The organism is Actinomycetota bacterium (assembly GCA_023488435.1).
Lineage (GTDB): Bacteria > Actinomycetota > Coriobacteriia > Anaerosomatales > UBA912 > UBA912.
Window position 1 is genome coordinate 34315 of the sequence record JAMDCK010000059.1, and the last position, 15956, is coordinate 50270.

The 15956-nt window shown below is 55.1% G+C and carries 14 protein-coding genes and 1 pseudogene; 9 read left to right on the plus strand and 6 right to left on the minus strand.

Features of this window, described 5'->3' with window-relative positions; genetic code table 11:
* The first annotated feature begins 51 nt into the window (after window positions 1-51).
* From M1617_08180 to M1617_08200, 5 genes are all read left to right on the plus strand, one after another.
* The gene (locus M1617_08180; GenBank protein MCL5888244.1) at window positions 52-402 is read left to right on the plus strand and encodes a histidine triad nucleotide-binding protein; all 351 of its coding nucleotides are present in this window, start codon (window positions 52-54) and stop codon (window positions 400-402) included.
* An 810-nt stretch (window positions 403-1212) separates the two neighbouring features.
* Window positions 1213-1968 (plus strand): ATP-binding protein, encoded by a 756-nt coding sequence (locus tag M1617_08185; GenBank protein MCL5888245.1) that lies wholly within the window; start codon window positions 1213-1215, stop codon window positions 1966-1968.
* Between the two features lie 482 nt (window positions 1969-2450).
* Window positions 2451-4442, plus strand: coding sequence for an acetate--CoA ligase (gene acs / locus M1617_08190; protein MCL5888246.1), 1992 nt, complete (start codon window positions 2451-2453; stop codon window positions 4440-4442).
* A gap of 119 nt (window positions 4443-4561) precedes the next feature.
* A complete protein-coding gene (gene hemE, locus M1617_08195) occupies window positions 4562-5638 on the plus strand; it encodes a uroporphyrinogen decarboxylase (protein ID MCL5888247.1) in 1077 nt (358 codons plus the stop codon).
* 62 nt (window positions 5639-5700) lie between these two features.
* The gene (locus M1617_08200; protein ID MCL5888248.1) at window positions 5701-6636 is read left to right on the plus strand and encodes a ferrochelatase; all 936 of its coding nucleotides are present in this window, start codon (window positions 5701-5703) and stop codon (window positions 6634-6636) included.
* Here the strand turns inward: M1617_08200 and M1617_08205 are convergent.
* The 4 genes from M1617_08205 to M1617_08220 form a co-directional block, all read right to left on the minus strand.
* Window positions 6630-7982, minus strand: a complete 1353-nt coding sequence (locus M1617_08205; protein ID MCL5888249.1) for a coproporphyrinogen III oxidase family protein — start codon at window positions 7980-7982, stop codon at window positions 6630-6632. The two genes, M1617_08200 and M1617_08205, sit on opposite strands and share 7 nt — an antisense overlap.
* A 108-nt stretch (window positions 7983-8090) precedes the next feature.
* Window positions 8091-8780 (minus strand): cytochrome b/b6 domain-containing protein, encoded by a 690-nt coding sequence (locus tag M1617_08210; protein ID MCL5888250.1) that lies wholly within the window; start codon window positions 8778-8780, stop codon window positions 8091-8093.
* 82 nt (window positions 8781-8862) lie between these two features.
* Window positions 8863-10380, minus strand: coding sequence for a nickel-dependent hydrogenase large subunit (locus M1617_08215; GenBank protein MCL5888251.1), 1518 nt, complete (start codon window positions 10378-10380; stop codon window positions 8863-8865).
* 44 nt (window positions 10381-10424) lie between these two features.
* On the minus strand, window positions 10425-11591 hold the full coding sequence (locus tag M1617_08220) for a hydrogenase small subunit (GenBank protein ID MCL5888252.1): 1167 nt from the start codon (window positions 11589-11591) through the stop codon (window positions 10425-10427).
* Between the two features lie 403 nt (window positions 11592-11994).
* On the opposite strand from M1617_08220, the gene M1617_08225 reads away from it, so the two are divergent.
* On the plus strand, window positions 11995-12189 hold the full coding sequence (locus M1617_08225; protein MCL5888253.1) for a DUF2249 domain-containing protein: 195 nt from the start codon (window positions 11995-11997) through the stop codon (window positions 12187-12189).
* Window positions 12190-12195: 6 nt separating this feature from the next.
* Here M1617_08225 and M1617_08230 read toward each other — a convergent pair whose 3' ends face one another.
* Window positions 12196-12900 (minus strand): HAD family hydrolase, encoded by a 705-nt coding sequence (locus M1617_08230; GenBank protein ID MCL5888254.1) that lies wholly within the window; start codon window positions 12898-12900, stop codon window positions 12196-12198.
* Between the two features lie 145 nt (window positions 12901-13045).
* On the opposite strand from M1617_08230, the gene M1617_08235 reads away from it, so the two are divergent.
* Together M1617_08235 and M1617_08240 are read left to right on the plus strand one after the other, a co-directional pair.
* Entirely contained in the window at window positions 13046-13705 is a 660-nt protein-coding gene (locus M1617_08235) for a Crp/Fnr family transcriptional regulator (GenBank protein MCL5888255.1), read from the plus strand.
* A gap of 96 nt (window positions 13706-13801) precedes the next feature.
* Window positions 13802-14029, plus strand: coding sequence for a cytochrome B5 (locus M1617_08240; GenBank protein ID MCL5888256.1), 228 nt, complete (start codon window positions 13802-13804; stop codon window positions 14027-14029).
* Window positions 14030-14069: 40 nt separating this feature from the next.
* On the opposite strand, the gene M1617_08245 is transcribed toward M1617_08240, so the two are convergent.
* On the minus strand, window positions 14070-15050 hold the full coding sequence (locus tag M1617_08245; protein ID MCL5888257.1) for a hypothetical protein: 981 nt from the start codon (window positions 15048-15050) through the stop codon (window positions 14070-14072).
* Window positions 15051-15416: 366 nt separating this feature from the next.
* Between M1617_08245 and M1617_08250 the strand changes: the two are divergent.
* Window positions 15417-15704: pseudogene (locus M1617_08250) on the plus strand (response regulator).
* The last annotated feature ends 252 nt before the right edge of the window (window positions 15705-15956 follow it).

Consider the following 15956-nt stretch of genomic DNA (forward strand, 5'->3'; position numbering starts at 1 on the left):
GTAGCCACTGCCACCATTATTCGCTGGTACGACTAGTCGAGGAGAGTAGCGATGACAAACTGTGTATTTTGCATGATCGTCGACGGTGCCATTCCGTCCAATAAGATATATGAGGATGACGACGTCATCGCTTTTGACGATATCGCCCCTCAGGCACCTACGCACATCCTCGTAATTCCGAAGAAGCACTATGTCGATCTCAGTGACGATGTACCGCGGGAAGTGTTGTGCAACCTATTTTCGGTGGTCGCAATGGTTGCCAAGCATACAGGGATATCCGAGTCGGGATATCGGGTTATCATCAACAATGGCAGCGACGCCAATCAGACGGTGGGACATCTACATGCTCACGTCATGGGCGGTCGTAGAATGTCACACGGTATGGTGTGTTTCGACGAATAGCGTGATCGGGTGAGCTCAAAGGTACCTGTAACCATCGAACCTGCGAACATCGTGCTAAGCGTTGTTCCTGGGATTACCGTCGCAGAGGCGATCATTGCCGCCAAACTTCCATTCGGGCTCCCATGCGGCGGGCGAGGGACCTGCGGTGGATGTGCGGTCAAGGTCATCACCGGCTCTCTGTCTCCACCAGACGTAGTAGAGCAGGCGAAGCTCGTTCGAGCCCCGCAGGGTATCCGCCTTGCCTGTCGTGCGCGCGTCACAGGTCCGGTGACTTTGCGTCTGCCTTTTGCGCCCCCGTCATCTCCACGTCCTCTAGCTCACGCACCTGAGGCGTTAGCATCGGTTCTCGCAGTCGATCTTGGAACAACCACCGTAAAGGTGGCTCTGGCATCCGCTGCTCCTGGAAGTCAGCACATCACGGCTGCAGTGCGTAACCGCCAATCACGGTACGGGGCCGATGTTTTGTCGCGACTTAGCGCAGCGAACGAGGGACACGCCGCCCAATTGCGACTTGATATACAACAGTCGGTTTCCGAGGCTTACCAGTCGCTTTCAGCAAGCGAAAACGGCCTAGCCGATAGGATCCACAGAGTGGTTGTCGTTGGCAATCCAGTGATGCTTTCGTTGTATTGCGGGCAGAAACCGTCCCACACTGGCTCAAGCCGACCTCCCCAGCCGCTGGTAACCAACAAACAATCGGGGCCATCCGAGCTGGGGGTCCAGTGTAATCCCTTTGGTGATAAGGCTGAAACTATTTTCATTCCTGGCGTGGCAGGGCATGTAGGGGGAGACTTGTTGGCGGGGTTACTGATGTTGGGCCCGACTCTTTCGGAGCCTTTCATATATGTCGACATCGGAACCAACAGTGAAATTGCTGTGCACGACTCCTCACACATTCACGTCGCATCGGTTCCGGCCGGCCCTGTGTTCGAAGGAGCGGGGATCTCAAGCGGTGGACCCTTCGGGCCCGGTGCGATCACTAAGGTCGGGCTGAAGGACGGCAGGATTGAAGTCGACGTCGAAGGTGATGGGGATCCGGACAGATTTTGCGGTTCGGGTCTTATCTCCCTGATCCTCGCTTTGCGGTCCTCCGGCCACATAGACGAATCCGGCCGAATGTGGGCCAGTGGGCCACTGCGCAGTCATTTCGCCGACGTCGATGGGCAGCCTGTTTTTTCGATTGCGCCCAGCGGGTTGGGCCCTTGGCTCACTCAATCTGATGTGCGCGCCTTCCAGACCGCCAAGGCTGCAATACTTGCCGCCATCCGCACAATGCTCAGTGCTGCCGACCATAAACCCGATCGCTTGATTGTTTCAGGCACATTCGGTGGTGCAGTCTCGGCAGAAGAGCTCCGAGAGCTTGGAGTTGTCCCAGCCGACTTGCGTCAGGTGGACGTCATCGCCGATGCGGCGCTCCTCGGAGCAGTGCGGATTGCGCAGGCTCCGCAGACGATTACTCGCCTTGATGCACTGCGGGCGTTGGCCCTGCACCACGAACTACCACAGGCCGATGAGTTCACCGCTCAATACATCGCAGCGATGAAGCTGTCTCCGAGTACTGGATGATGGAGCTGCCATGAAGTCATTACCGCAGATACGGTAATCCACCCTCTGCTCCTTAAACCGAAAACCCCGGCCTTCGGGCCAGGGTTTTCATATTCCTTCCCCGTAGCTACCCCTGAGTCTCTCGCGGGTTACTGCAGGCTTGCCAGGTGGCCTGCATAACATTGCGCTGCCGGCCGCTATGCCCCGCTATTTTGCCGTCCGGATTCTCCAGAATCGGCACTTTGCTGGGAAGGGAAACTTCTGTAGCAAACGATAACACTATCTGCACGAGTTGTCACCATTGTTACAAGATAATCTTCCTTCAGATTTCCCGGTCACCGTCTACCGATGATACATGCCGCCTGCCATACGCATGGATACTCGACCGGGGGTTTGCGGTAAGCTAGGCGATACGCATCGTTGTGGGCGGCCGGATACTCGGACGCATGGATTCGCGCTTACCGATATCCGCCCACCGTAAGCCACTACATGGAGGAGGACACATGAGTGACAAATCAAGCTCGATTGAATCGATGATGAACGAGTTGCCAATCGTCGAACCCGCCGAATGGGTGCGCGCCAAAGCGCATCTGTCAAGCATGGATGAGTATCAGGCGATGTACGACCGGTCAGTCAATGATCCAGAAGGCTTTTGGGCCGACCAAGCCGAAGAATACCTTCACTGGCACAAGAAGTGGGACAAGGTTGTTGAGTGGGAGTTCGACACTCCCTCTGTGGAGTGGTTTGTCGGCGGCCAGACCAACGTCTCATACAACTGTATCGACCGTCATCTCACGACCGCTCGTCGCAATAAGACTGCCATCATCTGGGAGGCCGACGACGGCACGACGGGCTCGTACTCCTATCAATCGCTCTATTTCAAGGTCTGCAAGTTCGCTAACGTTCTCAAGAAGCACGGTATCAAGAAGGGTGACAGGGTTGCCATCTACCTGCCGATGATCCCTGAGCTCCCAGTTGTAATGCTGGCTTGTGCGCGTATCGGAGCCATCCACTCGGTCGTCTTCGGCGGATTTTCGGCGCAGGCCCTTCGTGATCGCATCCAGGATTGCGAGGCGAAGCTCCTAGTCACTGCAGATGAAGGTGTTCGGGGCGGAAGGGGAGTGGCCCTCAAGTCGATGGCAGATGATGCTCTCGTTGAGTGCCCTTCGATCTCAAGTGTAATCGTAGTTCAGCGCACCGGTGCAGAAGTGCCGATGGTGGCAGGGCGCGATCACTGGTATCACGAGGAAGTCGATGCCGAGGACATCTCCCAGCATTGTGACATCGAGTGGGTAGACTCAGAGCATCCGCTGTTCATCCTCTATACGTCTGGCTCAACGGGCAAGCCTAAGGGCGTATTGCACACAACCGCCGGATACCTCCTCTATGCCACCATGACCTTCAAGTACACTTTCGACTACCATGATGAAGACATCTTCTTCTGCACAGCCGACATCGGCTGGGTCACGGGTCATAGCTATGTTGTCTATGGGCCACTGGCCCTTGGTGCCACCACCCTCATGTTCGAGGGCGTTCCTACCTATCCCGACGCCGGACGTTTCTGGGAAATCGTCGAGAAGTATGGGGTCAACCAATTCTACACTGCACCTACCGCTATTCGTGCCTTGATGAAGCTCGGAGAAGAGTGGCCAGCCAAGTACGATTTATCGACCTTGCGGGTATTGGGGACAGTTGGAGAGCCGATCAACCCCGAAGCGTGGATGTGGTACTTCCGTAATGTGGGCGGGGAGCGGATTCCGATTGTGGACACCTATTGGCAGACAGAGACCGGTGGCCACATCATCACAAACCTGCCCGGTGCAACACCAATGAAGCCCGGTTCAGCCACTAGGCCCTTCTTTGGAATTCAGCCGGTCGTTCTAAATGAGGACAAGACCGAGACACCAGTGGGCGAGGGCGGCAGATTGTGCATCAAGTACCCGTGGCCAGGGATGCTGCGCGGAACATGGGGCGACCCAGAGAATGCGCGCGTCAAGGAAGTCTACTTTTCCACGTTTCCTGGGAACTACTTCACTGGTGACGGAGCCCGCCAGGACGAGGACGGCTACTACTGGTTACTCGGCAGAGTCGATGATGTCATCAACGTCTCAGGACATCGGATGGGAACGGCCGAGGTCGAGAGCGCTCTGGTATCGCATCCGGCGGTTGCTGAAGCAGCCGTGGTTGGTTTCCCGCATGACATAAAGGGTGAGGCAATCTACGCCTACGTCATCTTGAAGGCGGGACACGAATCCGGAGATGCGTTGATGAAAGATCTTGTTTCGCATGTTCGCAAGGAGATCGGTCCGATAGCTACTCCAGATCGCATACACTTCGTCCCTGAGCTGCCCAAGACCCGTTCCGGTAAGATCATGCGCCGGATTCTGCGTAAGATTGCGGCAGGCGAGACCGACATGCAGGTATTCGGTGACATATCGACACTGGCGGATCCGTCGATTGTCCAGACCATTGTGGATACCCGACCCGGATCCTAGGTAACATCGCACATCGTGAGAAGGCGGCTCTCCCGTATCCTCGAGCCGGGGTACGGGAGAGCTCTTTCGTGGTAGACTGATTTCCGATTTCGCTGTCATCATGAGAGGACACCCACCAGATGCCCTACAACGACTTGTTCTTGCGCGCAGCCAGACTACAGCCTACCGAGCGAACCCCCGTTTGGATGATGAGACAGGCTGGGCGTTATATGCCCGAATATCGCGCTATCAGAGAAAAGCATGGCTTCTTGGACATGTGTCGCAATCCCGAGCTGGCGGTAGAAATAACCCTTCAGCCGGTCGATCTTATCGGCGTGGACGCCGCTATATTGTTCTCAGACATTCTGGTTTCCTTCACTGGAATGGGGCTCGATCTTGAGTTCGCCAAAGGCGAGGGTCCGGTAATCCACAATCCAGTGCGGTCTTCGGCCGATGTCGATAAACTGATAGTCGCCGATCCGTATGAGGCCACTGGCTACGTGATGGAAGCCATCAAGATACTTAGGCATGAACTAGCCAACAAGGTGCCGCTTATTGGATTTGCGGGCGCGCCGTTCACATTGGCGAGCTATGCCATCGAGGGTCATGGCACCCGTGACTATGAATACACTAAGGCTCTCATGTGGGGGGATACCCCGGCATGGGATCGCCTGCTGACCAAGTTCGCTGATACCACAATTGCTTATCTCAACGCCCAGATAGACGCCGGCGCCCAGGTAGTCCAGCTCTTTGACAGCTGGGTCGGATACATCGCTCCGAGGGACTACCAGAGATACATCCTTCCATACACCACCCGTGTCATCAGTGAGGTGAAAGCCCACGGCGATGCCACCGTTGAGGGTGGGGTCCCGTTGATCCACTTCCCAAATGGTGCCACCTCCATGTTGGACCTCGCCATGCAGGCGGGTGGCGACGTCATCGGTATCGACTGGAGGCTCGACATGCGCACCGCAGTCAAGATGATCGATGCTCGCTTTGGGATTCAAGGCAACATCGACCCAGTCGCACTGTTCGCCCCCGAGGACATCCTCGAGTCCATGGTCGTTGAGATTCTGGAGGCTGTTGGAACTAGGCCGGGCCACATCTTCAACCTCGGACACGGTATCCACAAGACGAGCGATCCAGAGAAGGCGAAGGCTATGATCCAGATGGTTCACCATCATTCTGATCGCATACGGTCTCGATCGGCCGAGTAGTGTCGACTGCCCAGACTTCCGAAGTCGGCGTGCTGCTCGTTGGATACGGGGGCCCGCGAAACTTGGACGCTGTAGAGGGATTCCTCGCAGCTGTCATGGCCCGGCCCCCTTCTGAGGAGCTAGTACATAGCGTCCGCAACAGGTATCTTGCTCTCGGAGGATCGTCCCCTCTGCTTCCTCTAGCCGAGGAGCTCGCTCATGCCCTGTCGGCAACCCTGGGCGATAAAGGATGGGATGTTCCTGTTCGAATCGGGTACAGCTATTCTGATCCGTCTGTGGCGAACTCGATTCGAGAACTCTATGCTTCCGGTGTTCGAAGGTTGATTACGGTTCCTCTTTCGCCTTTTGAAGCTGAAATCACCACAGTGACCTACAGAAAGATGGTCACTTCCGCAGTCAGTGGACTTCTCGACATGTCTGTCCTGGAAATTCCGTTGTTGGGCGGCCTGGAAGGCTTTCTTGATGCCCATGCAGCTCGACTCTCTTTAGTTCTTGAAGAGGTCGAAGGTGGGAGAGATGGAAGGACGCTGATTTTGTTCAGCGCACATAGCCTTCCAATGGGCGAAGTGGCTGACTCAACCAGCATCGGCTATTTGGACGGGCTCAAGCTTGCCTGTGACGGAGTGGCAAGCCGCATATCGCTGCCTATTGGTGGCTCTGTAAACTTTGCTGGTCACCACTCCCATGGGTCAACCGAGGGCACCTATCCGTGGATGTTGGCATTTCAGTCGAAGGGACAGCGTCCAGGTCAATGGTTGGGACCCTCCGCTGAGGAGATCTCAAATGCTGCCCTTACGGATGACTACGACACAATCGTCGTGTGTCCGGTAGGCTTTGCGTTGGACAACATGGAGACTTTGTACGATCTGGATGTTGAACTTGCGGACCTCGTAATCAGTCGGAACGGGGAATTTGCTCGCTCTCCCGCACCGAACAGCGATCCGCTGCTGGTGTACGACGTCGTCGATTGCATTATCGAGACCGTCGGTTCCTACTGACAAGCCTCGTGGCTGAGTCTCTGGCTCGAGCCGACTGCGTCGTCGACGAGGACTCTCTCTGTCGAAGAATCGGTCAGTAACATCTTGTCCTCCGGAGGGAGCCCCGCACGTGCTTTGTCACGTGCGTCATTGCTTGACGCAAGGGTTTCTCGCATCATCACCATGAGCAGGTACCGCCCGGTTTCAGTCAGTGTGATCTCTTCGTCATCGTGTTTTGCGATGCCACCGGATACATGCATGAATGCTAGCTCCGGAGCTAGGCCTCGCTCAACCGGGATGCCAAAGTCCGCAAGAAAACGTTTCTTGTCCAGCCTCAGGCCGAACAGATCGGTCACAAAGCGATATCTCATGAGAGCTTTAGTGCCGTAGGGCCTTCCACGCTTGGCGACGGACATCCTGCCTGAGCGAATTGCCCGTGAGTATTCGGTTAATGAGAATGTATTGCTGTATATCGTCCCGCCAAGAAAGGAAAGGGCTCCAGATCCAATCCCAACATATTCCTCGTAGTCAACAATGTACTCGTCGATCATCGAGTTCGTGTCTTTCGAGTATGTCCATGCCGAAGTGGGAATGTACTGGTCCGATAGCTTGTCAGCAATAACTCGATAGTAATGAGCTTCTCTTTTGTAATCGATCCGACCCACGGCGCGGGCGAGCTCAAGGCGATTGAGTGGGGATGCCATGAGCGGGTAGAAGGTAGTCTGATTGGCACCGGTGGCCTTCAGTAGCTCGATGTCCTTGCTAAGGATTTCTTCAGTCTGGCTAGGAAAGTTGAACATCATGTCCACATTGAGCGAATTAAACTTGCCCGACACACCCGAGACCCTTTCCAGCAGAGTGTGTCCGTCTCCGTACTTCTCGAATCTGTCCATCTGCCTAAGTAGCTTCTCATCGAAACTCTGCACTCCAACGGAAAGGCGGTGGACTCGGCCGGCGAGTTCATCAACAAGCCTTTCATCTAGGTGATTTGGAGATGTCTCACAAGAAACCTCTTTGATGTCGAAAAGTGACCTGGCTAAATCGATGGTCTTCGTCAACTCATCAAGCATTACAGTCGGCGTTCCACCTCCGATATAGAGGGAGGGAAAGGAGTAGCCGAGTCCCGCTAGCATCCGCATCTCTTCACGAAGGTCCTTGAAGTATTCGCGACAACGTCGATCGTCGAAGATAAAGCGGTTGAATGAACAGTAAAGGCAGAGTCTTTCGCAGAATGGAACGTGCAAGTAGAGAACATAACCCCTGTCTAGACCAGGTGGGGGGAGCAAGAGATCGTCAGAGGAGTCCTGGGATAGGTAACTACGGTTCAGTATTCGAAGTGCGGCGGTAACTAAACGCTCTGACAGCATCGCTTCTCCAATGGCTGGATCGACCCACTATTCCGGCATGAAGACAGGGTCCCGCAAGGAAGTCCGGGACCCTGTCTTGGTCAGCATAATCCTTCAAACAGTCATCGGCTAGTGGCTGTGGCCGCCGCCAATCACCTTTCCTGTCTCGGGGTCACACTGAAGACCGTCGCATTCCTTCCATGCAAAGATCAGCTTGGAGGGAGCGAACCCAGCGACGTTGGCAAGGTAGATATGGATAGCTGTGAAGATGATGAACACCCACATCATGAAGTAGTGGATGATCCGCATATTCATCGCGCCATTCACCAAGTTCAGGCCTGCTTCAAAGATGGCCCAATCCATGACCGGGGCGTAGATTGCAAAACCCGTGTAGGCCATGAGGTAGGTCAGGGGCACAGTCGCCAAGTAGGCGATCTTCTGAAGGACGCCGTACTTGGCACCAATCGGCTTCTCCTTCTTCAGGAACAGGTAGTACTTCAACCACGGCAGCAACTGATGCCGATTCGCCTTCTGGGGTAGCCAGTTCTTGATGTCGGTGTCCTGGGTACGGGTACCGAGGGCACAAGAAGTCTTGACGAAGAACGCCGCTATGATCCTGAAGGTCAGGTTGATGATCAGCACATACATGAAGAAGAAGTGAATGCCTCTAGCGAGACCCATCGCACCTGGCGCAGCGAACAGCGGATAGTGGATATAGAACCCCGACAGAGCGAGGAGGACCATAGCCACTGCATTGATCCAGTGTGTAACTACGAAGACCAGTGGATGTGCCTCACGATAGTGGGCGAGGTGCGCCATCTTACTTCACCCCCATCGGCTTGGTGTGGACTACTGCCTTCTTGCCAGTTTTTGGTTCAATCACGTGAACCGCACAACCCACTCAAGGGTCGAAGCTTCTGGCTACACGGACAACATTGAGGGGCCTTTCGATGTCAGCAACGGGAGTGCCGATCAAAGCTTCCTCCATAGGGCCACGTCGGCCAGCAGCATCGCGAGGAGCGCATGTCCATGTGGAGGGCGTGACTACGTTGTAGCGATCAACCTTGCGATTCTTCACAGTCATGTAGTGGGCAAGAGCACCCCGTGGTGCTTCCCACATTCCATAACCTTCACCGTCAGTGATGTCATGAGGGGTGAACAGTTCCAGAGGACCCGCTTTGACCGCCGCAATGAGATCGTTTAAGAATTGCTCGGTGAGAGTTGCTGTGTGGGCTGTCTCGAGGTTACGAGCAGCCACTCGGCCCAGCAGAGAGACCAGAACCTCAGGCTTACCGGCGGCACCTAGCTTGGCAAGAGTGCTATCGATCAGATCCTGGACCGCCTCGTCGCCCTTTACGTAAGCAACGACCATTCTAGCTAGGGGACCGACCTCGGCAGGCAAGTCTTTGTACCGAACTGCCTTGCCCCAAGAGTACTTGTCGTCGGTGTTGTACTCGGTGAACGCAGGGACGGTTTCTCCGACCTTCGGGTTAAGTCCAGAAGGGGAGGAGTACCATGCGTGCTCCGTGTACTCCTTGACGTTGTCGATATCCACTGTATCCAGGCCCAACGAGGCACCCTCGGAGAAGCCGGGTGGCATATAGCGATTATCGATCTCGAACGACGGGTCATCGAAGACTCCGAAGGAGAGAAAGTTGCCGCCTCCGCCACCGAACTTCAGTGCATCGAGGTAGAAAGGCGCGATTGCCAGGGTGTCTGGAATCATGGCCTCTCTCACAAAAGCGTTAACCTTCGCTAGGCGGAACTTTACGTCATCGAGCTTTTCTTCGGTCGGGACCCAAGAAGTACCACCATTAATGGAGCTCATGAAGTGGGGGAACTTTCCACCCATGACTGCGATGATAGTAGCCGCCTCGGCCTGCATCTCCAGAGCTTCGAGATAGTGCGCGACGCCGATCAGGTGAAGCTCGGCCGGCATATCAGCTGGGTACTCAGGATGTCCGAACCAGCCATTCGCGAAGATGGAAAGCTGTCCGCGCTCAACGAACGCCGACAGCCTCTTTGCGATGGCGCCAAAGTCTGCCACCCGAGTCCCGGCAGCATGTGCGAGTGCATAGGTGTCAGCGATGTTTGCCTGAAGCGCCTTTACTGGATCGACGTAATCGAGTGCAGCCAATGTGTAGAACCACAGAATGTGGCTATGGAGGTACTGTGCACCTTCCAGTATGTTACGAACGAGTCTAGCGCCTTCGGGAATCTGGACTCCCATTGCTGCCTCGGCTGACATGCTCGATGCGTGGCCGTGGGAGACGGGACACACCCCGCAGATCCGCTGGGAGATGAAGAACGCATCCTGTGGTGCTCTGTTCTTGATGATTGCTTCCAATCCGCGGAAGAGAGAACCAGAAATCCAAGCGTCCTTTACAACGCCGCCATCGACTTCGACTTCGACTCGCATGTGACCCTCGATACGGGTCAATGGATCAATAACCGCGCGTGCCACTATTTACCGCCTCCCTTCTTGCGATCGCATTCCTTCATCTCTTCGTATGGAGCGCCCTCGCCATCCATTCTTCCGGCTGCCTTCATGCCGAGTCCATGGGCAACCAGGGCAGCCGCAGCTGCGGCACCAACGATAACACCGGCTGTCGATGGTTGGATCCGCATATCGCCAATCTTGAGATCACGATGGCGCTTGAGGAACGGAGCATTCACATCTACCCAGTTACCACCGGCTTTAGGGCTGGTGATGCCGCAACCGATACACGGAGCTCCCGATTCGACGCACCATGAGGCCCTTCTGTTCCACCTAACGATGGGACAGTTGGTGAAGGTCTGCGGACCCTTGCATCCTACCGGGTACAGACAGTAACCCAGCTCCTCTTCCTTGCTTCCGAACTCGTAGACGAACTGAGCGTTCTCGAAGTGGCCCCGTCGCGGACACAGATCGTGAATCGGGTGTCCAAAGATCAATGAGGGGCGATTGAACGAGTCCATTTCAGGGAGTCGACCAAGAATCAATACATTGATGACGGTTGCAACAATCCATTCGGGGTTCACCGGACAGGTTGGCAGGTTAATCAGAGGAGTATCTATGCCAGCTTCGTCCAAGAACTGCTTCATTCCAATAGCATCAGCTGGATTTGGCTTGGCAGCGACGAATCCGCCGTCAACTGCACAAGATCCAACGGCGACGATCGCTTCAGCGGCTTCGGCCTTCTTCTTCAGGCGATCGATTTGAGGCTCGCCGAATTCCCTTAGGGCGTTCCCGCCCTGGCCGCGCATGATAGAACCCTCATAGATCAAAATGAAGCCGATGTCGTTCTCGGCATCCTCCAGGGTATCGGCAACGATCCTCTCTAGGTCGTCACCCGAAGCCATATTGATGGTCATGTTCTTGAGGGAAAGGATATCAAGCACGATGGTCGCTATATCAGGCGTGTCTACCTGGGCAATAGCTACGGTACAACCTGTGCAGATTCCTCCATGGAGCCAGAGTGTCGGCTTCAACCGCGCACCCTTCTCTACAGCTGCGGCAATCTGGGGGATCATAGACTCAGACATTCCAAGAATCGCAGCTACTGAGCCACAAAACTTGAGGAAATCGCGACGGGAGACTCCGTGGAATTCCAGTTGGGATCGGAGCGCGTCGTGGTCCTCATTTGCCATGCTATACACCTCCTCGAATAATGCGTGAGTAGTGCCTTCACGTTTGTAGCTTGCGTGTTAGCGGACAAACAGCATCCACGCAAACCTGCGTACGAGGTGTTCTTATGGGCGCCCCCCTTTCTTGAAGTCAATCATCGAGTCTCAAGCACCAGATTTTTCAAGCTCAAGACCTTTGTGAATGTATTCTATAGCACGACGGTTCTTCCTGCCACATCTAAGTTCTCACATGCAGTAAGCCTAATTTGGCCCACCAATATCAAGGAGTTTGTCGTCAGCCGGAGAATGTAGATTCAATTGCCGGTCAATCGTCAAAGGGGTCCGGGATATGCGAACAGGCAGTCATCCTAGCAGCAGCAGCCTAGTGATCGACATAAGAGGATTCAGTCCTGGTCTGAGGAGACCCATGGTCTTTACGATAATCGACCGCATGGTTCAACTCGGCAGCGAAGATAGTCTCGTTGTGATATGTGACCACGAACCGGCCGGCCTCGGCTATCAGCTTGATCTTCGCAAAGAGTCACGCGGCATGTTCGAATACTACTACGACCAGCGGCTCGATGGTGCGTGGGTTGCACTCATCAGGAGGCGGAACAACTAAGCGCCGTCAGTCGCTTAGGCGTACAAGCAGTCTTTGGAGGTCGATGAGATCTCCGCGATAGTCCGCCACGGCCGAAGGCGAATCCCCAACGAAGAACGTCGTCATGCCGACATCCGCAGCGGCTAAGTCGAGGCGCGGGTCGTCTCCCACCATGATGCACTGTTGTGGTTCGACTCCCAGCATCTGAGCAGTTTGTATGAAGTATCCCGGGTGCGGCTTGCAGGCTTTCATGGTCTCGAAAGTGGTTATGAGATCCACCTGCTCGGGCGAGATTTGGGCCCAGTTCATTCGGTGTAAAACGGCGATCCTCGGAAACATAGGGTTGGTTGCGATAGCCGTCCTCAGTGATAAGTCTCGCGCCAGCCTAACGACCTCAGGCGCCCCTTCCATCGGACCAGAATGCGCAATCAATGTTGGGAATTCTTGAGCGTAGAAATCATCAAACGCCGACCAAATGTCTGCAAGGTCCAATCCCGATTCTTCGGCGAACACCCGCGTGAAGACTTCCTGATTGGTCTCACCATCGTGCGCCTTCATCATCGCAGCAGCAGCTGCGTGTATGGACGACAACAGCTGAGAGCGATGATCTGGACACTCGGTGACCCGAGCGATCACCGCCGACAAGCCTTCGAAGTACTGCGATATGAAGTTGTCGATATCGATGTCGAGCAAGGTTCCGTCAAGATCGAACAAAACTGCTTTCAGGTTCACTGGGTCTCCTAGGCGTCAAGCCTCATTGGCTGCGAACAACCGATTTTCGGTGGTAATGTGTCTAAAGTCACAAATGCACTCTGCCGATGAATCCATCATGGACTCTACACTGCCACCCAATGATAACCGTATGCAGGACTCGTTGTTGCGGGGAGTTTCCGACTTTGCCCATCTGAGCGACTCACAGCTGGCAGAGTTCGCATCTCTAGGAACGTACGCGAGGCTCACCGAAGGCCAACGACTCCTTGAGGCCGTACCAATCGGATGCCAGGTCTACCTGATACTGTCTGGCAGCATCAAGGTTTCGGTTGTTTCGAGTGGCAGCAAAGAGTTGGTTGTAGATTATTTGGATGCGCCCGTGTGCATCGGCGGGATGGATATTCTGCCTGATACGCACGTTCCCTTTGCGTCTACTGCTCTGACCACTGTAGAGGTCCTCGTCTTCGAACGGTCGGCACTCGCCGATGCGGTAGGCGTTAATCCATATCTTGCCACCCTCATGGCCGACTGCATGTCGAGCCTCTTAGCTCACACACTGGTGCTTCTCGATGACCTGGCGTTCAGTGACGCGACTCATCGAGTTATGCGAACCATGTTGAACATTGCAACGGCGAACTGTGAGACCAGAGGTATTCCGATCATCGAAGGAATAACGCATGCGGATATAGCGGCCCTGTCAGGCGTTTCGCGAGAAACAGCAAGCAGAGTTGCCTCTGCGATGGCGAGGGACGGGATAGTAGCGACCAAGGGCAGGAAGATAATCGTCGACATCATTGCTTTGAGGGAGCGAATGGAGTCGAGGTAAGGGGCACTGGTCGACACTTTTATTTCGGTAGCTTCAATTTTCAAGCTTTTGGGAAGATACTGGTTGTAGTTGCAGCGTACGCTGATAGGAGGATTGATGCTGGAGTTCAGTGCAGAGAAGCTTGCCACCTTCGATGGCTTGGAGGGTCGACCTGCCTACGTGGCTTACGAAGGAGTCGTCTACGACGTGAGCGATAGTGAGATGTGGGCTGATGGGGAACACGTCGGCATGCATGCTGCCGGAAGGGATCTGACGGTGGAGCAGGAGGACGCCCCGCATGACGCATACATCAAAGACTACCCTGTTGTGGGTCGCTTGATTTAGGGCCCGATAGGTCCGACACGCCACAACTCTACATTATCGGCTAACGCTTCAAGAATCGGGCTACGAGTGCGGTATCCCGGGTCTGTGGCCGGAGGTCGAATGGAATCACCTCGGTGGGCATGAAGCCAATCTTAGTGATTTCTGGCGCAGATCGCCCGAAGCCATCATGGTTTTCGGCGAACAAGAGCAAAGTGCTCGTCCCTAGTGCTGCCAGAGCCTTCCAATCCGAGGTGTTCAGGTTGACCCTATCTGCATGCACGATGATCGAGTCAATCCCAGGAACCTGTGGTAATGCTCGAGTGATGCTTCCAGGCATAGGAATCGCAGCTGATCTTGTTCGCGCGAGATTCGCAACCAGATCGTGATATGCGAATGCGAACGGCTCTGAAGCCGTTACGCTCTTGACCTGTTTGGCTAGGGGAATCGTGAAGAAGCCCACTCCGGGATACAGCTCCAAGACCCTGGAGCGATCCCCAAGCCACCCAAGATCAAGGACTCGCTCGATCATCGCCTCGGCAACCTTTGCGTTTGGCGGTATAGGTGACACTGCAGAGGCCTGCAATCGGTAGCCGGCCACTTGCGTAGTCCAGGGGGTCTTCGACACGAGGTCTTCAACAACCACGATGTCCTCATCGGCAGGAGTTCCTCTGAATATGACACGTTTCAATCCCTTGCAGTCCGTAGCGGAGACCAATGTGGCGCTCGCTATCTGCCGAGGAAATGGGCCAGGATGGGTCCACAGCGACAGTTCGATAACCCCAGCGCTCGATGTCCTGATCCTTGCCATTTCTACCGCAAGGTCGTCACGGGCGTTCGATAAGTAGCGCAGGGCTCCCGAGATTGATTTGGGAAGCCCTTGGGCGTCTGCGGACAGAAGTTCGCAACGAACGATCGGCAGGACAGTGCTGAGGTCTTGGGAGGGCAGGCCCAGTGTGAACTGTGAGTCGCCGAGCGAAGAAATGAGGTCGAGCGATGTGAGGTAAGAGAATTCGTCAGGCGAGGGGACACACTCCTCGACCATGACTGGATCGACATGAAGAGTCCGGCTTATGAAACTTTTCGATTCATTGGTCTTCAGGGTCAATTGTTGGGGATACTCAAAATGTTGTAGGGTGCAGACTCCACACTGCCCGAAATGCCTACATCGAGGGCGTTTCTGGCCAACATCCGTGAATTGGTGCATCCAACGATCTCCTTGACTGTGTCCATCAGGCTCACAATGCGCCTACTTCGGTGGCCAGAGTGTCACTTCCAGGCCATCTCAATGAGCCGGGAATGATAATCTTGTTGAAACTGATACAGTTAACCATCTGATGACCCGATACCGATAGAGTCAGAGTACAGCAAACAAGACGAGTAACACCTCGGCGAAAGGGGAGCGGGATCAGTGGCCGATAAGATTCTGATAGTCCACGAGGACATAAAGCTGATTGAGGATATCAAAGCCGGATTGGCAACCTCTGGGGCAGCCCTTGAGGTTGTCTCCGTTCTGTCAGGGCCCAGAGCCTTGGGCATAGTTGAGGCACAGAGACCCAAGTGCGTGCTGATCGACGCCGAACTTGAGGGAATGGATGGATTCGCCCTTACCAAACAGATCAAGGGAAGCGCCTACGCCGAAGCGCCAGTCATCGTTGTCAGTAAGCAGAGCAGCGAAGCCTCGGCCCTGATGGCCAGACAGGCCGGAGCATCGGCGCATATGAGTTCGCAGGGTTCTGTAGACATGATCGTCGCTCGAATTATTGCCCTTGCGGGGACCCCGGCGGCAGCCATGTCTAACAGCACATCTCCGTCAGTCGTGACTGGCACACCACTCCCTGCTGACACCCCCGCTGCTGCCCCACACTCTGCCCCGGCTACTCAGGTGCGTGAACCGGCCTCGCTGAGTCCAAGTCCGTCACCGGCTCCTTCGGCACAGCCTTCCGCTGTC

Excerpts from the sequence above, each read along its gene's own strand:
- M1617_08215 (MCL5888251.1), bottom strand. The coding sequence starts at position 10,380 with ATGCGAGTCGAAGTCGAAGTCGATGGCGGCGTTGTAAAGGACGCTTGG.
- M1617_08220 (MCL5888252.1), bottom strand. The coding sequence starts at position 11,591 with ATGGCAAATGAGGACCACGACGCGCTCCGATCCCAACTGGAATTCCAC.
- hemE (MCL5888247.1), top strand. The coding sequence starts at position 4,562 with ATGCCCTACAACGACTTGTTCTTGCGCGCAGCCAGACTACAGCCTACC.
- M1617_08205 (MCL5888249.1), bottom strand. The coding sequence starts at position 7,982 with ATGCTGTCAGAGCGTTTAGTTACCGCCGCACTTCGAATACTGAACCGT.
- M1617_08210 (MCL5888250.1), bottom strand. The coding sequence starts at position 8,780 with ATGGCGCACCTCGCCCACTATCGTGAGGCACATCCACTGGTCTTCGTA.
- acs (MCL5888246.1), top strand. The coding sequence starts at position 2,451 with ATGAGTGACAAATCAAGCTCGATTGAATCGATGATGAACGAGTTGCCA.
- M1617_08180 (MCL5888244.1), top strand. The coding sequence starts at position 52 with ATGACAAACTGTGTATTTTGCATGATCGTCGACGGTGCCATTCCGTCC.
- M1617_08245 (MCL5888257.1), bottom strand. The coding sequence starts at position 15,050 with ATGGTCGAGGAGTGTGTCCCCTCGCCTGACGAATTCTCTTACCTCACA.
- M1617_08240 (MCL5888256.1), top strand. The coding sequence starts at position 13,802 with ATGCTGGAGTTCAGTGCAGAGAAGCTTGCCACCTTCGATGGCTTGGAG.
- M1617_08225 (MCL5888253.1), top strand. The coding sequence starts at position 11,995 with ATGGTCTTTACGATAATCGACCGCATGGTTCAACTCGGCAGCGAAGAT.
- M1617_08185 (MCL5888245.1), top strand. The coding sequence starts at position 1,213 with ATGTTGGGCCCGACTCTTTCGGAGCCTTTCATATATGTCGACATCGGA.